The organism is Bradyrhizobium cosmicum, assembly GCF_007290395.2.
GTDB classification, from domain to species: domain Bacteria; phylum Pseudomonadota; class Alphaproteobacteria; order Rhizobiales; family Xanthobacteraceae; genus Bradyrhizobium; species Bradyrhizobium cosmicum.
Genome location: NZ_CP041656.2, coordinates 587,459 through 604,475 on the forward strand (window position 1 = coordinate 587,459; position 17,017 = coordinate 604,475).

General features: G+C 64.5%; 19 protein-coding genes. 9 read left to right on the forward strand and 10 right to left on the reverse strand.

The window, feature by feature from the left end; all coding sequences use genetic code 11:
- Nucleotides 1–76 precede the first annotated feature (76 nt).
- Nucleotides 77–1,090, reverse strand: coding sequence for a 1-aminocyclopropane-1-carboxylate deaminase (locus FNV92_RS02685; RefSeq protein WP_143846112.1), 1,014 nt, complete (start codon nt 1,088–1,090; stop codon nt 77–79).
- Nucleotides 1,091–1,252: 162 nt separating this feature from the next.
- Here FNV92_RS02685 and FNV92_RS02690 point away from each other — a divergent pair, with 162 nt between their 5' ends.
- The 3 genes from FNV92_RS02690 to FNV92_RS02700 all read left to right on the forward strand — a co-directional run bounded on the left by FNV92_RS02690 (nt 1,253) and on the right by FNV92_RS02700 (nt 3,596).
- Entirely contained in the window at nt 1,253–1,717 is a 465-nt protein-coding gene (locus tag FNV92_RS02690) for an Lrp/AsnC family transcriptional regulator (protein ID WP_143842360.1), read from the forward strand.
- A 46-nt stretch (nt 1,718–1,763) separates the two neighbouring features.
- Nucleotides 1,764–2,909: a PLP-dependent cysteine synthase family protein gene (locus tag FNV92_RS02695; RefSeq protein ID WP_014439199.1), complete on the forward strand. Its 1,146-nt coding sequence runs from the start codon at nt 1,764–1,766 to the stop codon at nt 2,907–2,909.
- Nucleotides 2,910–3,035: 126 nt separating this feature from the next.
- The gene (locus FNV92_RS02700) at nt 3,036–3,596 is read left to right on the forward strand and encodes a carboxymuconolactone decarboxylase family protein (RefSeq protein ID WP_014439200.1); all 561 of its coding nucleotides are present in this window, start codon (nt 3,036–3,038) and stop codon (nt 3,594–3,596) included.
- A gap of 7 nt (nt 3,597–3,603) precedes the next feature.
- On the opposite strand, the gene FNV92_RS02705 is transcribed toward FNV92_RS02700, so the two are convergent.
- The gene (locus FNV92_RS02705) at nt 3,604–4,473 is read right to left on the reverse strand and encodes a hypothetical protein (protein ID WP_014439201.1); all 870 of its coding nucleotides are present in this window, start codon (nt 4,471–4,473) and stop codon (nt 3,604–3,606) included.
- A gap of 217 nt (nt 4,474–4,690) precedes the next feature.
- Between FNV92_RS02705 and FNV92_RS02710 the strand changes: the two genes are divergently transcribed.
- Nucleotides 4,691–4,939: a hypothetical protein gene (locus FNV92_RS02710; RefSeq protein WP_014439202.1), complete on the forward strand. Its 249-nt coding sequence runs from the start codon at nt 4,691–4,693 to the stop codon at nt 4,937–4,939.
- Nucleotides 4,940–4,948: 9 nt separating this feature from the next.
- Here the strand turns inward: FNV92_RS02710 and FNV92_RS02715 are convergent, their stop codons facing one another.
- Complete coding sequence (locus FNV92_RS02715; RefSeq protein WP_143842358.1) at nt 4,949–5,884, reverse strand: alpha/beta hydrolase; 936 nt, start codon at nt 5,882–5,884, stop codon at nt 4,949–4,951.
- 110 nt (nt 5,885–5,994) lie between these two features.
- On the opposite strand from FNV92_RS02715, the gene FNV92_RS02720 reads away from it, so the two are divergent.
- A complete protein-coding gene (locus FNV92_RS02720; RefSeq protein ID WP_143842357.1) occupies nt 5,995–6,882 on the forward strand; it encodes a branched-chain amino acid aminotransferase in 888 nt (295 codons plus the stop codon).
- Between the two features lie 5 nt (nt 6,883–6,887).
- Here FNV92_RS02720 and FNV92_RS02725 read toward each other — a convergent pair whose 3' ends face one another.
- Both FNV92_RS02725 and phaR read right to left on the reverse strand, forming a co-directional pair.
- Complete coding sequence (locus tag FNV92_RS02725; protein WP_014439205.1) at nt 6,888–7,505, reverse strand: class I SAM-dependent methyltransferase; 618 nt, start codon at nt 7,503–7,505, stop codon at nt 6,888–6,890.
- A 107-nt stretch (nt 7,506–7,612) separates the two neighbouring features.
- Nucleotides 7,613–8,212 carry a polyhydroxyalkanoate synthesis repressor PhaR gene (gene phaR, locus FNV92_RS02730; protein ID WP_143842356.1) on the reverse strand — a complete coding sequence of 200 codons (600 nt, stop codon included), beginning with the start codon at nt 8,210–8,212 and terminating at the stop codon, nt 7,613–7,615.
- Between the two features lie 305 nt (nt 8,213–8,517).
- Between phaR and FNV92_RS02735 the strand changes: the two genes are divergently transcribed.
- The 3 genes from FNV92_RS02735 to yddG all read left to right on the forward strand — a co-directional run bounded on the left by FNV92_RS02735 (nt 8,518) and on the right by yddG (nt 11,673).
- Nucleotides 8,518–9,696, forward strand: coding sequence for an acetyl-CoA C-acetyltransferase (locus FNV92_RS02735; RefSeq protein ID WP_014439207.1), 1,179 nt, complete (start codon nt 8,518–8,520; stop codon nt 9,694–9,696).
- 239 nt (nt 9,697–9,935) lie between these two features.
- Nucleotides 9,936–10,661 (forward strand): acetoacetyl-CoA reductase, encoded by a 726-nt coding sequence (phbB, locus tag FNV92_RS02740; RefSeq protein WP_143842355.1) that lies wholly within the window; start codon nt 9,936–9,938, stop codon nt 10,659–10,661.
- 142 nt (nt 10,662–10,803) lie between these two features.
- The gene (gene yddG, locus FNV92_RS02745) at nt 10,804–11,673 is read left to right on the forward strand and encodes an aromatic amino acid exporter YddG (protein ID WP_143842353.1); all 870 of its coding nucleotides are present in this window, start codon (nt 10,804–10,806) and stop codon (nt 11,671–11,673) included.
- A gap of 9 nt (nt 11,674–11,682) precedes the next feature.
- Here yddG and FNV92_RS02750 read toward each other — a convergent pair whose 3' ends face one another.
- On the reverse strand, nt 11,683–12,105 hold the full coding sequence (locus tag FNV92_RS02750; RefSeq protein WP_014439210.1) for a cupin domain-containing protein: 423 nt from the start codon (nt 12,103–12,105) through the stop codon (nt 11,683–11,685).
- Nucleotides 12,106–12,114: 9 nt separating this feature from the next.
- Nucleotides 12,115–12,882 carry a hydroxyacylglutathione hydrolase gene (gloB, locus tag FNV92_RS02755; protein ID WP_143842352.1) on the reverse strand — a complete coding sequence of 256 codons (768 nt, stop codon included), beginning with the start codon at nt 12,880–12,882 and terminating at the stop codon, nt 12,115–12,117.
- A gap of 108 nt (nt 12,883–12,990) precedes the next feature.
- Here gloB and FNV92_RS02760 point away from each other — a divergent pair, with 108 nt between their 5' ends.
- A complete protein-coding gene (locus tag FNV92_RS02760) occupies nt 12,991–13,737 on the forward strand; it encodes a methyltransferase domain-containing protein (RefSeq protein ID WP_014439212.1) in 747 nt (248 codons plus the stop codon).
- Between the two features lie 64 nt (nt 13,738–13,801).
- On the opposite strand, the gene FNV92_RS02765 is transcribed toward FNV92_RS02760, so the two are convergent.
- The 3 genes from FNV92_RS02765 to prfA form a co-directional block, all read right to left on the reverse strand.
- Nucleotides 13,802–14,572 carry a DUF4167 domain-containing protein gene (locus tag FNV92_RS02765; protein WP_143842351.1) on the reverse strand — a complete coding sequence of 257 codons (771 nt, stop codon included), beginning with the start codon at nt 14,570–14,572 and terminating at the stop codon, nt 13,802–13,804.
- Between the two features lie 459 nt (nt 14,573–15,031).
- A complete protein-coding gene (gene prmC / locus FNV92_RS02770) occupies nt 15,032–15,913 on the reverse strand; it encodes a peptide chain release factor N(5)-glutamine methyltransferase (protein WP_168213383.1) in 882 nt (293 codons plus the stop codon).
- Between the two features lie 7 nt (nt 15,914–15,920).
- Nucleotides 15,921–17,006 carry a peptide chain release factor 1 gene (prfA, locus tag FNV92_RS02775; RefSeq protein ID WP_143842350.1) on the reverse strand — a complete coding sequence of 362 codons (1,086 nt, stop codon included), beginning with the start codon at nt 17,004–17,006 and terminating at the stop codon, nt 15,921–15,923.
- Between the last annotated feature and the right edge of the window lie 11 nt (nt 17,007–17,017).

Consider the following 17,017-nt stretch of genomic DNA (forward strand, 5'->3'; position numbering starts at 1 on the left):
CTGTGACTATGCGTCCCGGGTCTGCACTGACGCTTGCCCGGGACGACAGTGGAGAGGAGGCGAGAGCTACTCAGCCTTACCCGTTCCGGAACGCATAACCGTAACCGTTCAGCGCCGGCGCACCGCCGAGATGTGCGTAGAGGATCTTTGCGCCCTTCTCGAAATAACCCTTCTGGGTCAAGTCGATCAGGCCCTGCATCGATTTGCCTTCATAGACGGGGTCGGTGATCATCGCCTCCAACCGTGCAGTGAGGCGGATCGCCTCCTTGGTCTCCTCCGACGGTACGCCATAGGCGGGATAGGCGTAATCCTCGATCAGCACGACATCGTCTGCAACGATGTCCTTGCCGAGCTCGACCAGCTTTGCCGTGTTCTGCGCAATCGAGAGCACCTGCGCTTTCGTCTGCGCCGGCGTGAACGAGGCATCGATGCCGATCACCTTTCGCGCGCGGCCGTCGGCGGCAAAGCCGACCAGCATGCCGGCATGGGTGGAGCCGGTGACAGTGCAGACGATGATGTAGTCGAACTTGAAGCCGAGCTCGGCTTCCTGCTTGCGCACTTCCTCGGCGAAGCCGACATAGCCGAGCCCGCCATATTTGTGCACGGAGGCGCCGGCCGGAATTGCGTAAGGCTTGCCGCCCGCCGCCTTTACCTCGTCGATCGCCTGTTCCCAGCTCTTGCGGATGCCGATGTCGAAGCCGTCGTCGACCAGGCGCACGTCGGCGCCCATGATGCGCGAGAGCATGATGTTGCCGACGCGGTCATAGACGGCGTCCTCGTGCGGCACCCAGGCTTCCTGCACCAGGCGGCACTTCATGCCGATCTTGGCGGCAACGGCAGCGATCATGCGGGTATGGTTGGACTGCACGCCGCCGATCGACACCAGCGTATCGGCGTTGGAGGCGATCGCGTCGGGAACGATGTATTCGAGCTTGCGCAGCTTGTTGCCGCCATAGGCGAGGCCGGAATTGCAGTCCTCGCGCTTGGCATAGATCTCGACATTGCCGCCGAGATGCTTCGACAGCCGCTCCAGCTTCTCGACGGGCGTCGGGCCGAAGGTCAGCGGATAGCGCGCGAATTTGTCCAGTATCATGGGGCACCCCGATTGGCGTTGCTGTCTGGGAGCTGGCTAGCATTGCTGCCGGAGAAGGTGCTCTCGAATATTGCGCTGATGTTGCGCGTCAACTTGCGGCAAAGGGGCGTTGTGATAGGATTTCTTCCGAAAAACTGATAATTATCGGAAGATTCATTCATGTCGCCACGGCTCGACCGCATCGACCTCAAGATGTTGAGATTGCTGCAAAATAACGGCCGGCTCAGCAACGCCGAACTGGCTGAAACCGTCGCCATCAGCCCCGCTACCTGCCATCGCCGCACCCAGCGCCTGTTCGAAGACGGCTTCATCGCCACCGTCCGGGCCATGGTGGCGCCGAAGAAGGTGGCTAAGGGCACGCTGGTGATGGTCGGCGTCGTGCTCGACCGCTCGACGCCGGAGAGCTTTGCCACCTTTGAGCAGGCGATCGCCAAGCTGAAATTCGTGCTCGACTGCCACCTCGTCGCCGGCGATTTCGACTATTTCCTCAAGATCCGCGTCGGCGACATGGAGGATTTCAACCGCATCCACGGCGAGCTGCTGATCGCGCTGCCCGGCGTGCGCCAGACACGCACCTTCTTCGTGATGAAGGAAGTCGTCGACAACGCGCCGCTGGAATTCTGAGCCGTAGCTATTGATGCGCAGTTCGCATCATGAGAGATATCGTCCGATGCAGCCGCTTCCCTTCCGTCCGCACGATCCCGCCACGCCGGCCTACCGGCGCGGCTGGGTCGACGAGGCCGTGGCCGCGATCGAAGCCGACCAGTGCCGCACCGCCGACACCCATCTGATCCGGCTGTTCGTGCCGGCGCTATCAGGCATCGACCTTTATCTGAAGGACGAGTCCACACATCCGACCGGCAGCCTGAAGCACCGGCTGGCCCGCTCGCTGTTCCTCTATGCGCTCTGCAACGGCCATATCCGCGAGGGCACGCCCGTCGTGGAGGCGTCGTCGGGATCGACCGCGGTGTCGGAAGCCTATTTCGCGGAGATGATCGGCGTTCCCTTCTACGCCGTCATGCCGCGCACGACTTCGGCGGAGAAGATCGCCGCGATCAAGCATTATGGCGGCAATTGCCATCTGATCGACGACGGTCGCGCGCTCTATGCTGAGGCTGCTACGCTCGCGGCCCGCTTGGGCGGTCACTACATGGACCAGTTCACCTTCGCCGAGCGAGCCACCGACTGGCGCGGCAACAACAACATCGCCGAATCGATCTTCGCGCAATTAAAGGGCGAGCGGCGCCCGTTGCCGGACTGGATCGTGATGGGCGCGGGCACCGGCGGCACCTCGGCCACGATCGGCCGCTATCTGCGCTATCGCCAGTATCCGACCCGGCTGTGCGTCGCCGATGTCGAGAACTCCGCCTTTTTCGACTGCTTCCGCTCGCAGGACCGCTCCCATGTTTGCGAGCGCCCTTCGCTGATCGAAGGCGTCGGCCGTCCCCGCTGCGAGCCGTCCTTCGTGCCGGGCGTGGTCGATCGCATGATGAAGATCCCGGATGCGGCGACGATCGCGGCGATGAACGTGCTGTCGCGCCGGCTACGCCGCGCGGTCGGCGGTTCGACCGGCACCAATTTCCTGGCGTTATGCCGACTGGCCTCGGAGATGCTCAAGGCCAATACGACGGGATCGCTGGTGACGCTGATCTGCGATTCCGGCGAGCGCTACCGGCAGACCTATTACGAACCCGCCTGGCTCGCCGCGCGCGGTCTCGATCCGGCGCCGTTCGAGGCGGCGCTGGCGTCGTTCCTCGATACAGGACAGCCCTTGGCACTCACGGTCGAAGACGTCGTCAATCCGCAGAGCGCATGAAGCGTTGAGGCGTGAGCTGACGTCTCCGTGCGGATTCGCAAAATGGCACGGTCGTCACGGCAACTTCACTTGCCATGCGCACGGGTGCGGGCGACCTTCTGTCTTCTCAACGAGGAGACCTCCACCGTGCGCCTTCCCATTCTCGATCCGAAAGATCTGAGCGCCGAACAGAAGCCGCTCTATGACGACATGCGAGCCGGCATCACGGACCACTTCAAGGGCTTCGTGAACATGCGCGACGACGGCGCGCTGCTCGGGCCCTGGAATCCCTGGATCCGCGAGCCCCGTTTCGGCAAGCCGGTGTGGGAGCTGGTCAAGGCGATCGCATCGAACCCGCTGCTGCCCGCGCCTGTGCGCGAGGTCGCGATTCTCGTCACCGGCTCGCATTTCCGCTCGGGCTACGAGCTCTACGCCCATGTGCTGGTCGCCGAGCAACGGGGCCTCTCCGACGAAAAACTCGCGACCATCGTCGCCGGGCAGCGGCCGGTGGATCTCACCAGACAGGAGGCGATCGCTTATGACATGGCGTCAGCGCTGGTGAGCGGCGGCGTGCTGCCTGAGTTGACTTATCGCGCGGCGGTGAAGGAGTTCGGCGAGCACGGCGCGGCCGAGCTGTCCTATCTCGTCGGGGTCTACTGCATGGTCTCGGTCACGCTCAACACCTTTGACGTACCGGTTCCGGAGTAGCCCGCGCCTACTTGCGCACGGCGTAAAGCGGCGTGCGCAACGTCAGCTGGTATGACGGCTTCGGCATCCACGCGATCTGGGCGGTGATGCCGAACAGGCGGTTGTCGTTGTCGTCCATGCGATCGAGGTCGAGCCGCAGGATCGGCTGGGTGAAGGACTCCGCCAGCGTCCGGCCGGCGATCCGAGCGCCGCCGAACGACTGCACCCCAAGGCGCCCGGTGAACTTCCAGTTGCTCGGCCATTGGTAATAGCCGCCGGCATAGAGGATCGTGTTCGGCTTGATGCTGGCGAGCTGGCTGGCGATGTCGGTGTAGGTATATTGCACGCCGGCAAGCCAGCCGCGCGTCTCATCCTCGTCGAGTGCGTAGTCGAACTCCAGGATATTGTTGAACGTCGTCGTCATGCCCTGCTCGGTCGGCACCGACTGGGTCAGGGTCGATTGCAGCGTGATGGTCGGGATCTTGCCGCCGTTCTGCTGATAGAGGTCGGCCTGTATGCCGATGTTCCAGCTGGTGATGTCGAACGTCGACCAGCCGCTGCCGATATCGGTCGTCGAGCCCGACACGCCGCCATAGAGCGAGACGCGATCACTGACGTCGACGGTCAGCGGCAGATCAATGGCGATCGATTTTGCCGCGGGCAGGCCACTGGGCAGCGTGGCGCCGCGTCGTGCCGCCAGGGCTTCGAACGCCGCCGACAATGACGTGTTACCGAAACCGAGCCCGAGCGTGCCCGCCGGAATCGTCGCATAGGTCGTGCGCAGATCGAGGTAGATGTTCGGCACAGTCGGCTTCGCCGGTGCGTCCCCATCGTCGACGGCAAAGGCGGCGCCCGCCGACAACGTCAGACAAGACAGTCCGATCGCAGTCGCGCGCAAAGCCTGAAGATGCGATGGGCGGTGATGGAACACGTGACAATCCGACGCGCGACGATTTGATGGCGGAACGGTGGCTAGATGGGACGTGATCGCTCGTGCGGTCAAGCACTATCGCGTAAGCGATGGACTGTAGGGATGCGCGCGGTTACCCTGTCGTGATCGCACTGCCACACGCACCGGTCAGAGTGCAGGCCGGACATTGGAAGGACATCAGCCCATGAACACGTCACGCCGCATCCTGCTCGCTGGTCTGGCTGGGCTCGCTGTCGCTCCGACCGCCGTGGCGGCCGCCGTGCCGTCTCCCGAGCCTGGCGACGTGACGGTCGCCGAGGAGCGCTTCGCGCGCACGATCGCCGCAGCGCATGCACCCGACGTCACGTGCGCGCGGCAGGCGGAGCGGTATGCGGACGCGCACTGGCCGGAATATGTCGTGGCAGCCAGGGCCGTGCTCGACGCGCGCGTCTGATTCGCGCCTTTACTTCTCTACCGCCCGCCGCACCTGTTCGCCGATCTGCGACAGCACGAGCTGCGCCTGCGGCAGGATCGCGCCCATGGCGTGGAAGTTGTGGACCATGCCGTCATGGCAGACATGCTCGACCGCGACGCCCGCGGCGAGCAGCTTGCGGGCATAGGCATTGCCCTCGTCGCGCATCGGATCGAATTCGGCGGTGTGGATGATCGCGGTGGGCAGGCCGGCAAGCCGCGTCGCCCGCAAGGGCGAGATGCGGGGATCGGCGGCATCGATGCCTTCAGGCAGATAGTCGGCGAGATCCGCCTCGATCGTGGCGCGATCGATCAGATGGCCCTCGGCAAAGGCCTCGCGCGACGGCGAGGTCTCCTCGAAATCCAGCACCGGGCAGATCAGGCATTGCGCGACGATGGAGAGGCCGGCGCTCTGCGCCGCCTCCTGGCACACGATCGCGGCGAGCGTGGCGCCGGCGGAATCGCCGCCGACCACCAGACGCCCGGCATCGATGCCGAGCGACGGGGCTTGCCGCGCCACCCATTCGGTGGCAGCGATCGCGTCGTCGGCGGCGGCCGGAAATTTGTGCTCGGGCGCGAGCCGGTAGTCGACCGAGACGAGGCGGCAGCCGGTCACATGCGCCAGCGCCGCGGCAATGCGGTCGTGCGTGGCGATGCTGCCGGCAACGAGACCGCCGCCATGAAAGAACACAAAGCCCGGTGCACGCTCGCCGGCAGACGCGGGTGAATAGAGCCGATAAGTCAGCTCGCCGCCGGGGCCGGGCAGCATGCCGTCGGACGCCGTTACATCTCCCGCATCAGCGCGCGCAAACTGCATCAGCTTCGCGAGCGATTGCCGACGCGCCTCCACACTCGGCCGACTCCGTGGCTGCGGTGCAGCCGCAGCCATCATGGTCAACAAACGCTTTGCGAGCGGATCGAGCGGCATGGACCTTTCCTCATCCTGCGAGCCGAGAGGGTAACTCACCATTGCTCCGCAGGAAATCCTTTAGAAATTGGGAGAATAGTGCCCGGATAATTTCCAAGGGGAGGCCGGTCGTGGCCAACATCGCAAAACCCATCGACTATTCGCCGAGCTGGACTTTCTTCGAGGGCAAGTGGCACGACGGCAACGTCCCGATCATGGGGCCGCGCACGCATGCGGCCTGGCTCGGCTCCGTCGTGTTCGACGGTGCGCGCGCGTTCGAAGGCGTTGCGCCCGATCTCGACCGTCACGTCGCCCGCGCCAATCAATCCGCGATCAACTTCGGCCTGAAGCCGGTGGTCGTTGCCGGCACCTGGCTCGCGCTCGCAAACGAAGGCATCGCGCGTTTCGCGGCGAATGCCGAGCTCTATGTCCGTCCGATGTACTGGGCGCAGAACGGCTCGGGCGGCGGCGTGCTGTTCGACCCCGAGACCACCAATTGGTGCCTGTGCATCTACGAGGCGCCGATGCCGAAGCCCGTCGGCAACGCGATTACGCTGTCGCCGTTCCGCAGGCCCACCGCCGAATGCGCGCCGGTCGAGGCCAAGGCGGCCTGCCTCTATCCGAACAATTCCCGTGCGCTTTCGGAGGCAGCTTCCCGCGGCTTCCAGAATGCGCTGATGCTCGACATGCTCGGCAACGTCGCAGAGTTCGGCAATTCAAACGTCTTCATGGCCAAGGACGGCGTGGTCTTCACGCCGGCGCCGAACGGCACCTTCCTCAACGGAATCACGCGCCAGCGCGTCATCAATCTGCTGCGCGGCGATGGCGTCACCGTGGTCGAGACAACGCTGCGCTATGCCGACTTCCTCGCCGCCGACGAGATCTTCTCGACCGGCAATTTTGCCAAGGTCGCGCCGGTAATCCGCATCGACGAGCGCGAGCTGAAACCGGGTCCGTTCTACACCAAAGCGCGCAAGCTTTATTGGGAGTTTGCGCATGCGGTGAAACTGGCGGCCTGACGGAGCTAGCCTCGTCTGCGAAACCGGCTGAACTGAAACGCCTGCGTCGAATCCCACGGCGTGCGATGTGTCTCGCTCCGCGTTTCGACGGGCTCGAACTCCGGTCCGAGTTCTGCCGCGAGGCTCGCGCTGTCATGTCGCTGCACCGGCAGTCCGCTGCATTTCTCCGGGCCGTCGGGCGCGAACGTCGCGATGATGACCTGGCCGCCGGGTGCAACGGCCGACTGCAGGCGGTCGACGTAAGCTGCTCTGTCGCGCGGATCGATCAGGAAATGAAACGCCGCGCGGTCGTGCCAGACATCGTAGGTCCTGGCGGGCCGCCATGTCGTAGCGTCGGCAACGATCCAGTCGACCAGTGAAGCGGTCGGACCGATGCGTTTCCTCGCTGCATCAAACGCGTTGGCTGAAAGATCCAGCACGGCGACATTGCGATATCCGGCTTGCAGGAGCGAATCGACCAGCCGGGATGTACCGCCACCGATATCGATGATGGCCGCGCCATGATCCGGATTTGCAGTGCGGATCATCTCGATCGAGATCGTCGGGCTGTCCTGAAACCAGCTGACCTCGGCCTCGCTCTTGGTGGCGTAGACATTGTCCCAATGTGAGCTGCGGTTGGGCATGGCGGCTCCGGCCCCTACCGGGACGAGAGCATGCAAGTGGTGGCACCCCCATACACCGGCAGCTTGCGCGCCCGCCGCGAGCGGACGCGTCGGTACGAACGTAAGGCTTACTCTTCCTTCTTCGACATCTTCTCGAGGCGTTCCTGCATGTCCTTCATCTGCTGGCGCAGATCGTCGATGTTGGTGTCCTTGGCCGGCTCTGCGCTCGCATCGGGCTCGGCCTCCGTGGTCGCCGTCACCGGACGGCCCGCAGTGGGGACAAACGGCTTGAACATCGAGAACGTCTGCTGGAACAGCTCCATGTTGCGGCGGACCTGTTCTTCCAGCGGTGCGAACGGGGTTCCGGAAAGTGAGGTGGCGATCTGCTTGCGGAACTTCTCCTGCTCCTGGGTCAGCGACGCGATGGCTTGCTCCAGATATTTCGGCACCACCATCTGCATGCTGTCGCCGTAGAAGCGGATCAGCTGGCGCAGGAAAGTGGTTGGCAGCAGGTTCTGGCCGGCCTTGTTCTCCTGCTCGAAGATGATCTGGGCGAGCACGGAGCGGGTGATGTCGTCGCCGGTCTTGGCGTCGTAGACCAGGAAATCTTCGCCGTCCTTGACCATGGAGGCGAGGTCTTCCAGCGTTACGTAGGTGCTCGTTCCGGTGTTATAGAGCCGGCGGTTCGCGTATTTCTTGATCGTGGTGGGTTGGTCTGATTTCGCCATGGGCTCTCACTTGCAAACGCTGAGAACGGGAACCTGCCGGGCTATGCCGCAGGGCGGGAAGAGTACGCAACGCAACAAAATAAGCATTTTCAACGGGCTCACGCTACCGTTTTGTGCGCCACGGTTAATTGCACAGCAAAAACGTGCTTGCGAAATCGCCAAGAACGCTATTTTGAATGCGGTGCGGCATGAATTCGGTCACCCGCCAATTGACATGCCGCAACGACGTTAACAGGATGCCGTCCGAGACTGGCGAGCCGTTTCCCCAGCCCCGTCTGCCCCATACAACCTCTCAGGAGATGCCCATGTCAGACGATGTCGTCATCGTCAGCGCCGCCCGCACCCCGGTCGGAAGCTTCAACGGAGCGTTCGCGACCCTTCCCGCCCACGATCTCGGCGCCATCGCCATCAAGGCCGCGCTCGAGCGCGGCGGCATCGAGCCCGGCCGGGTCTCGGAAGTCATCATGGGCCAGATTCTGACCGCTGCTCAGGGCCAGAACCCGGCCCGCCAGGCCTCGATCGGCGCCGGTATTCCGGTGGAGAGCCCGGCCTGGGGCGTCAACCAGCTTTGCGGCTCGGGCCTGCGTACGGTCGCGCTCGGCTATCAGGCGCTGCTCAACGGCGATTCCGAAATCGTCGTCGCCGGCGGCCAGGAATCCATGAGCATGGCTCCGCACGCCCAGTATCTGCGTGGCGGCGTCAAGATGGGCCCGGTCGAGTTCGTCGACACCATGATCAAGGACGGATTGTGGGATGCCTTCAACGGCTACCACATGGGCAACACCGCCGAGAACGTCGCCCGGCAGTGGCAGATTACCCGCGCTCAGCAGGACGAGTTCGCGGTCGCCTCGCAGCAGAAGGCCGAGGCCGCGCAGAAGGCCGGCAAGTTCAGCGACGAGATCGTCCCCGTCACCATCAAGACCCGCAAGGGCGACATCGTCGTCAGCGCCGACGAATATCCCCGCCATGGCGCAACGCTCGAGGCGATGGCGAAGCTGAAGCCCGCCTTCGAAAAGGAAGGCACGGTCACCGCGGGTTCGGCCTCCGGCATCAATGACGGCGCCGCCGCCGTGGTGCTGATGACGGCGAAGCAGGCCGCCAAGGAAGGCAAGAAGCCGCTCGCGCGCATCGTGTCGTGGGCGCAGGCTGGCGTCGATCCGAAGATCATGGGCTCGGGCCCGATCCCGGCCTCGCGCGCCGCGCTGAAGAAGGCCGGCTGGAGCGTCGGCGATCTCGACCTGATCGAGGCCAACGAGGCCTTCGCGGCGCAGGCCTGCGCCGTCAACAAGGACCTCGGCTGGGATACCGCCAAGGTCAACGTCAACGGCGGCGCGATCGCAATCGGCCATCCGGTCGGTGCGTCCGGCGCGCGCGTGCTGGTGACGCTGCTGCACGAGATGCAGAAGCGCGATTCCAAGAAGGGCCTCGCCACGCTGTGCATCGGCGGCGGCATGGGTATCGCGATGTGTCTGGCGCGTGACTGAAGGCAGCTTGCGCGTCGTTGACGCGTGCGCTGCACACAGCAGTGCGTGCGTTGCACGCGACTAAAAAGGCGGCGGTTGCAAATCAAATATTCTTCGCAACCGTACCAGCCTCGACTAAAGAGAAACGCCCGGCTCAACGCCGGGCGTTTTGTTCTTGATGTCCGTCAAACGTCCCCCATAATCCGTAGCTAAAAACGAAACCCAGAAACGTCCGACGAGTCCAAGGGAAGGAATACGAAATGGCACGTGTTGCGTTGGTGACGGGTGGTACGCGGGGCATCGGAGCTGCGATCAGCAAGGCGCTGAAGGCGTCCGGCTACAAGGTCGCGGCGAGCTATGCGGGCAACGATGCGGCGGCGGAGAAGTTCAAGGCCGAGACCGGCATCGCCGCCTACAAATGGGACGTCAGCAATTTCGAGGCCTGCGCCGAGGGCGTGAAGAAGGTCGAGGCCGAGGTCGGTCCCATCGACGTGCTCGTCAACAATGCCGGCATCACCAAGGACGGCGCCTTCCACAAGATGAGCCTCGAGCAATGGAACGCCGTGATCGGCACCAATCTCGGCTCGCTGTTCAACATGTCGCGCCAGGTCATCGAAGGCATGCGCGGACGCAAGTTCGGCCGCATCATCAACATCTCCTCGATCAACGGACAGAAGGGCCAGTTCGGCCAGGTGAACTATTCCGCGGCCAAGGCCGGCGAGATCGGCTTCACCAAGGCGCTGGCGCTGGAGAACGCCAAGGCCGGCGTCACCGTGAACGCGATCTGCCCAGGCTATATCAACACCGAGATGGTGCAGGCGGTGCCGAAGGACGTGCTGGAAAAGGCCATCCTGCCGCTGATCCCGATCGGCCGTCTCGGCGAGCCCGAGGAAATCGCGCGCGCGGTCGTGTTCCTCGCCGCCGACGAGGCCGGCGCCATCACCGGCTCGACGCTGACCGTCAATGGCGGCCAGTACATGGTGTGATGCGATCGCATCACGCGCGGCCCTAAAGCCAATTTCCCGTCATGCCCGGGCTTGTCCCGGGCACCCATGGCCTTACAACAGCCGAGCCACGGAGCAACGTGGATGGCCGGGACGAGCCCGGCCATGACGGAAATAGTGGCCGATGACTCCCCGCACCGCGACGCTGATCGGATTGACCGCGATCCTGATGTGGTCGCTGCTGTCCGTGATGACGGTGGCGACCGGAAAGATCCCGGCGTTCCAGCTCGCCGCCATGACCTTCGCGATCGGCGGTCTCGTCGGCCTCCTCACCTGGATCGGTCGCGGCGAGGCGGCGAAGAGCCTGCGTCAGCCATTCGCGGTATGGGCGGTCGGTGTCGGCGGCCTGTTCGGCTATCACGCGCTGTATTTCCTCGCGCTGCGTTTCGCGCCGCCGGCTGAAGCCGGGCTGCTCAACTATCTCTGGCCGCTCTTGATCGTGCTGTTCTCGTCGTTCCTGCCGGGCGAGCGGCTTGCCGCGCATCACGTCATCGGCGCCGTGCTCGGCCTCGTCGGCACCGTGCTGCTGTTCGCCGGGAACACCAGCGGCTTCGCGCCGGGAGCAGTGCCGGGATTGATTGCGGCCTTCATCGCCGCCTTCGTCTGGGCGATTTATTCAGTGCTGTCGCGCCGGCTCAAGGCGGTGCCGACCGATGCAGTCGCGGGCTTCTGCCTCGCCACCGCTGTGCTCGCCGCTCTGATGCATGGTTTGCTCGAAACCACGGTCTGGCCAGGGACGACGCTGCAATGGCTTTCCGTCATCGCGCTCGGCATCGGACCCGTCGGTGCCGCCTTCTACGCCTGGGACATCGGCATGAAACGGGGGGATATCCGCGTGCTCGGCGCCGCCTCCTATGCAACGCCGCTGCTCTCGACAAGCTTCCTCATCGCCGCCGGTTTTGCCAAGGCCAGCGCCAACATCGCCATCGCCGCGGTGCTGATTGCGGGCGGTGGCCTGATCGCCGCGAAGGATATGGTGCTGCGGAAACGATGACGGTTTTGCCTACGGCTCCCAGCCCTTTGGAGCGAGCTCGAACTTCGCGAATTCGAACGCCGGTGCCACGGTACAGCCGACCAGCGTCCACTCGCCCGTCGTCTCCGCCATCTGCCACGCATTCGCCGGGACGATTCCCTGCGGCCGCTCGCCACCGAGCAGGTCGGTGCCGAGCCGCACCTCGTGCTGGGAGCAGCCCTCATGCGCGATGCGCAGGGTCAGCGGGCTGCCCGCATAATAGTGCCAGGTCTCGACCGCATCGATCCGGTGCCAGTGCGAACGCTCGCCGCGTGCGAGCAGGAAGTAAATGAGAGTCGAGCGCGACCGGCCGTTGGTGTCGCTGGTCTGGTCGCGAAACGTCTCGCGGTAATGTCCGCCTTCGGGATGCGGGCGGAGTTCGAGGCGTGCGATGATCTCGGCTGCGGTCGGCATCGGTCCCCGTCAGGATTTGTTTTTGCGCTCGCGCAGCTCGCCGAACACCGCTGCGGCATCCGCGCCCTTCATGTGTAGCCTGGCTGCGACCTCGGGCGCATCAGCCCGCAGGAACACGTTTGCTCGCTTCTCGTCACCAAGCAGTGAGGGAATCGTCGGCTTGTTCTCGGCCCGCAGCTTCGTCACCTCCGCCGCGCGCGCCTGCAGCGCCGCATTGTCCGGATCGACCGTAAGCGCGAACTTGACGTTCGACGCCGTGTATTCGTGGCCGCAATAGAGCTTGAAGTCGTCGGGCAGCGCCCGCAGCTTCAACAGCGAGTCCCACATCATCGGGTAGTCGCCTTCGAACACGCGGCCGCAGCCGATCGAGAACAGCGTGTCGGCGGCGAACAGCGTCTTCTCGTTGTCGAACACGTAGGAGATGTGGTCGAGCGTGTGGCCGGGCGTCTCGACGACGCGCGCGAGCAGATTGCCGATCTTGACCACGTCAGCATTGGCGACGCGCAGATCGACGTTGGCGATCTTCGTCGTCTTGTCATGCGGCGCGACGACGCGGCAATTGTATTTCTGCTTGAGCTCGGCGACGCCCCCGACATGATCGCCGTGATGATGGGTGATCAGGATGTCGGTGAGCTGCCAGCCCTCGCGCTCCAGCGCCTTCAGGATGGGGCCGGCCTCGGGCGCGTCGATCGACGCCGTCGCCTTGGTTTCCACATCGTGGATCAGATAACCGAAATTGTCGTTTAAACACGTGAAAGTACGAATTTCGGCGGCCATGTCATCTCCATCGGGCTCAGCCCCGTCAGACAAATATGGCGTTAACGTTGCACAGGCAATGCAATATTCCGCGCGCGGCGTCGCCCCTGTGCATGTTACATTGCCGTCATGACCATCGACGTCGTCGACCTCCGCGAGTTCTATTCCCGCCGCCTCGGGATCGTGGCGCGGCAAATGATCAATCGCGGCATCAGAGAACGCTGGCCGAACGCCGAGGGCCAGCGCGTGCTCGGCGTCGGCTATCCGACGCCCTATCTCGGGTTGTTCCGCGAAGATGCGGAGCGCTGCATCGCCTTCATGCCGGCGGCCCAGGGCGTTCTGAAATGGCCGACGGGACGGCCGGCGCTGGCCTCGCTGGTCGATGAATTCTCGCTGCCGCTTCCCGACGCCGCGGTCGACCGCATCCTGCTGGTCCATGCGCTGGAGATGTCGGACGATCCGGCCGCACTCTTGCGCGAGGTGTGGCGCGTGCTGTCGCCGTCCGGCCGCGTCATCGCGGTGATCCCGAACCGGCGCGGCGTGTGGACCCGCAGCGACAACACGCCGTTCGGTCACGGCCGGCCCTATTCCCGCTCGCAGATCACGGACCTGTTGCGCCAGACCTGGTTCACCCCGACCTCATGGGGCGAGGCGCTGTTCATGCCGCCCTATGCCGGCGGATGGGTGCTGAAATCGGCGCAGATGTGGGAGCGCGCCGGCGCGGCGCTGTCACTGCCCTTTGCGGGCGTACATATCGTCGAGGCTTCCAAGCAGGTCTATCGCGCGATCCCCGCCAAGCGCGAGCGGGCGCGGTTGATTCCCGCGCTGACCAAGCCGGTGCTGGTGCCGTCCTCGACGACGGTCGGGCGCAACTGAAAACAAAACGTCCCGGCAAGGCCGGGACGTTTGCGGTCGATGAAATCAGAAGAAGCCCTGGGGCCTACTCGCCGGGGGCGACTTCGTCGCTCGAGCCGGCCGGAGCGGCTTCGCGCTCGGGACGCGGGCCGTGCGGCCGGCGACGCCGGCGCGGGAAGCGCTCGCCACCGCCACCGCCCTCGAAGCCGCCCGGACCGCCATTCGGGGCGCCGTTCACCTGCGGCTGCGGGCCGGTGATGAAGGAGGGCAGGCGATCGACGCTGCCGGTATCGGCAACCACGGGCTGGGGCTGGTTCAGCGGCTGCGGCGGCTGATATTGCGGCTGCGGACGGTGGTCGCGTTCGCGATGCTCGCGCGGCTGCTGGTTGTCGCGCTGATAGGTCGGCTGGTTGTCACGCTGCTGATGATCGCGCTGGCCATCACGAACGAAGGGTTGCTGCTGCGGCTGCGGGACGAATCCCGGCTCCTGGCCGAAGTTCGAGAAATTCTCGCCGTCGTCCTCGCCATCGTCGCCGCTGTTGCTGCTGATCGGCTCGTCGCCGCGCGGTTGCTGGTTCTGGCGGAACTGTTCCTGGGCCGTCGCGATCAGGCGGAAATAATGCTCGGCGTGCTGGTAGTAGTTCTCGGCTGCCACGGGGTCGCCGGAGGAGCGCGCATCGCGCGCGAGCTGAAGATACTTTTCAGCGATATGCGAGGCGGTGCCGCGGATCTTGATGTCGGGCCCGTTGGACTCGTAGACCCGGGTCATCGGGTTCTGGCCGCGCCGGTTATTATTATTGTTGTTGTTATTATTGTTGCGGTTGCGCATCCGCTGCTTGTTCTGACCGTTTCTCATGTCCTGCCTTTAATTCCAGCCCTAAAGGTTGCACGCATTACTGATTGCTGAGAGTGACCTGATGACAAAGGTTCACATCCCTCGCGTACACAGCGCGAGAAGCGGCTTGAACCCTGCCGATGTTCGTCGACCGCCGCGTTCAACAAGGACGCGTTCCCCACCCGCCAGCAGTCATTGCCAGCGAACCCATTCATATTGCCTGCCAAAACAAGCCCTGGTTTCTTGCGTTAGTCTTCGCGCGCAATATCAGGCTTTCGTTCACTTTGCGGTCGGAAAGCAGCGCACCTCAATGGGCCATCGCGCTTAACAGGACCTGCGGCTTGGAACCTAAAATCAGTGAAGCTCTCGCTTGAGCCCGGCTTTCGCCCGTAAGTCTACGGGGCCGACACTGATGTGCTGAAGGGAAGGTAGTCGTTCCCAAGGGATATTCCAAGAGGTTTTTGCAGGCCAATCCGGCTTTTATGGGGGCATTTTTCGGGCCGAAACCGCCCGTGGAATGCCTGCCAGATCCGCCCTGGGCGGCCTGTCCACCGCTAACCCGGCGGCCGTCATCAAGGCCTCGATATCCCGCGCCTGGCCCCGTCCGGCCTCGACGATCAAGGCCCCGCCGGGCGCGAGCCGTTCGGCTGCCTGCGGGATCAACGCGCGATAGGCGTCATAGCCGTCATTGCCGCCGTCAAGCGCCAGATGCGGATCATGCTCGCGCACCTCGATGCTCAAGGTCGGAATTTCCCCAGAGGGAATGTAGGGCGGGTTCGACACGATGAGATCGAACGGGCCGCGTAGCGCCGCAGCATAGGAGCAGGCCAGGAAAGCCGAGCGGCCGGCGAGGCCGAGAGAAGCGGCATTGCCTTTCGCGGTTTTGAGCGCGGTGAGGCTGAGATCGGTGCCGACGCCGAAGGCGCCGGGAATTTCATGCAGCAACGCGAGCAGGATCGCGCCGGATCCGGTGCCGATGTCGGCGATGCGCGGCGGGTGAGGTGTCTTCCGTTCGCGAAAAATCTCGAGTGTGAGCTCGACCACGGTCTCGGTATCGGGACGCGGGACCAGGGTTGCTTCCGAGAGCCGGAACGGCAGGCCCCAGAACTCCCTGACGCCGAGAATCCGCGCCACCGGCTCACCGGCGATGCGGCGTTGCGCATGCTGCGCGAGACGCAATGCCTCGGCCTCAGTGAGGAGCCGGCTGGCCTGTGCAATCAGGCCGGTGAGGTCGAGGCCGACCGCCGCGCCGAGCAGGATACGGGCATCGAGCTCGGCTTCGTCGAGTTGCGCGGCCTTCAGCTGCGCGGCCAGCGCGCGGCGCGCGCTCTCGATCGATAGTCCGGTGAAGGGAGTGCTCACGCGCCCGTCACGCTGCAACACCCTGCGCGGCAAGCTGAGCGGCCTGATGCTCGGTGGTCAGTGCGTCGATCAATTCGCCGAGCGCTTCGCCCGCAATAACCTGCGGCAGCTTGTAGAGCGTCAAATTGATGCGGTGATCGGTGACACGTCCTTGGGGGAAATTATAGGTGCGGATGCGCTCGCTGCGGTCGCCCGAGCCGACCTTCTCCTTGCGCTCGGCCGAGCGCGCGGCATCGAGGCGCTGCTGCTCGGCGTCGTAGATGCGCGAGCGCAGGATGTTCATGGCCGAAGCCCTGTTCTTGTGCTGCGAGCGGCTGTCCTGCATCATCACCACGATCCCGGTCGGGATGTGGGTGATGCGGATCGCCGATTCGGTCTTGTTGACGTGCTGGCCGCCGGCGCCCTGCGCGCGCATGGTCTCGATGCGCAGATCGTCGTTCTTGATCTCGACGTCGACCTCCTCGACCTCCGGCATCACGGCCACCGTTGCCGCCGAGGTGTGGATGCGGCCCTGCGTCTCGGTGTCGGGCACGCGTTGCACGCGGTGCACGCCGGATTCGAACTTCAGTTTCGAGAACGCGCCGCGGCCCTGCACCTCCGCGATGATTTCCTTGTAGCCGCCGACGGTGCCTTCGCTCGCCGAGATCACCTCGACCTTCCAGCCCTGCAAGGCAGCGAAGCGCTCGTACATCCGGAACAGGTCGCCGGCGAACAGCGAGGCCTCGTCGCCGCCGGTGCCGGCGCGGATTTCCAGCACCACGTTGCGGTCGTCCATGGCGTCCTTTGGCAGCAGCGCGACGCGGATTTTCTGGACGAGTTCCTCGATCTTCGGATGGAGTTCGTCGCGCTCGGCTTCCGCCATGCCGCGCATCTCGGCATCCGTGGCGGGATCGGCGATCAGCGCCTCGGTGTCGGCGAGTTCCTTGACGGCAGACCGGTAAGTCTTCACCGCCTCGATCAGCGGCGTGATCTCGGCAAGCTCGCGCGTGACCTGCACGTAGCGTTCGGAGGAGAGCTGGCTAAGCGATTCGGCCTCGAGCGAGGCGTGGTGCGCGAGCAGGACGTCCAGTTTGGTTTCGGGGAGTGACGACATCGGTTTGGTCT

Excerpts from the sequence above, each read along its gene's own strand:
- FNV92_RS02710 (WP_014439202.1), top strand. The coding sequence starts at position 4,691 with ATGAACACGTCACGCCGCATCCTGCTCGCTGGTCTGGCTGGGCTCGCT.
- prfA (WP_143842350.1), bottom strand. The coding sequence starts at position 17,006 with ATGTCGTCACTCCCCGAAACCAAACTGGACGTCCTGCTCGCGCACCAC.
- phbB (WP_143842355.1), top strand. The coding sequence starts at position 9,936 with ATGGCACGTGTTGCGTTGGTGACGGGTGGTACGCGGGGCATCGGAGCT.
- FNV92_RS02750 (WP_014439210.1), bottom strand. The coding sequence starts at position 12,105 with ATGCCGACCGCAGCCGAGATCATCGCACGCCTCGAACTCCGCCCGCAT.
- FNV92_RS02765 (WP_143842351.1), bottom strand. The coding sequence starts at position 14,572 with ATGAGAAACGGTCAGAACAAGCAGCGGATGCGCAACCGCAACAATAAT.
- FNV92_RS02695 (WP_014439199.1), top strand. The coding sequence starts at position 1,764 with ATGCAGCCGCTTCCCTTCCGTCCGCACGATCCCGCCACGCCGGCCTAC.
- yddG (WP_143842353.1), top strand. The coding sequence starts at position 10,804 with ATGACTCCCCGCACCGCGACGCTGATCGGATTGACCGCGATCCTGATG.
- FNV92_RS02760 (WP_014439212.1), top strand. The coding sequence starts at position 12,991 with ATGACCATCGACGTCGTCGACCTCCGCGAGTTCTATTCCCGCCGCCTC.
- FNV92_RS02715 (WP_143842358.1), bottom strand. The coding sequence starts at position 5,884 with ATGCCGCTCGATCCGCTCGCAAAGCGTTTGTTGACCATGATGGCTGCG.
- FNV92_RS02690 (WP_143842360.1), top strand. The coding sequence starts at position 1,253 with ATGTCGCCACGGCTCGACCGCATCGACCTCAAGATGTTGAGATTGCTG.
- FNV92_RS02725 (WP_014439205.1), bottom strand. The coding sequence starts at position 7,505 with ATGCCCAACCGCAGCTCACATTGGGACAATGTCTACGCCACCAAGAGC.
- gloB (WP_143842352.1), bottom strand. The coding sequence starts at position 12,882 with ATGGCCGCCGAAATTCGTACTTTCACGTGTTTAAACGACAATTTCGGT.
- phaR (WP_143842356.1), bottom strand. The coding sequence starts at position 8,212 with ATGGCGAAATCAGACCAACCCACCACGATCAAGAAATACGCGAACCGC.
- FNV92_RS02735 (WP_014439207.1), top strand. The coding sequence starts at position 8,518 with ATGTCAGACGATGTCGTCATCGTCAGCGCCGCCCGCACCCCGGTCGGA.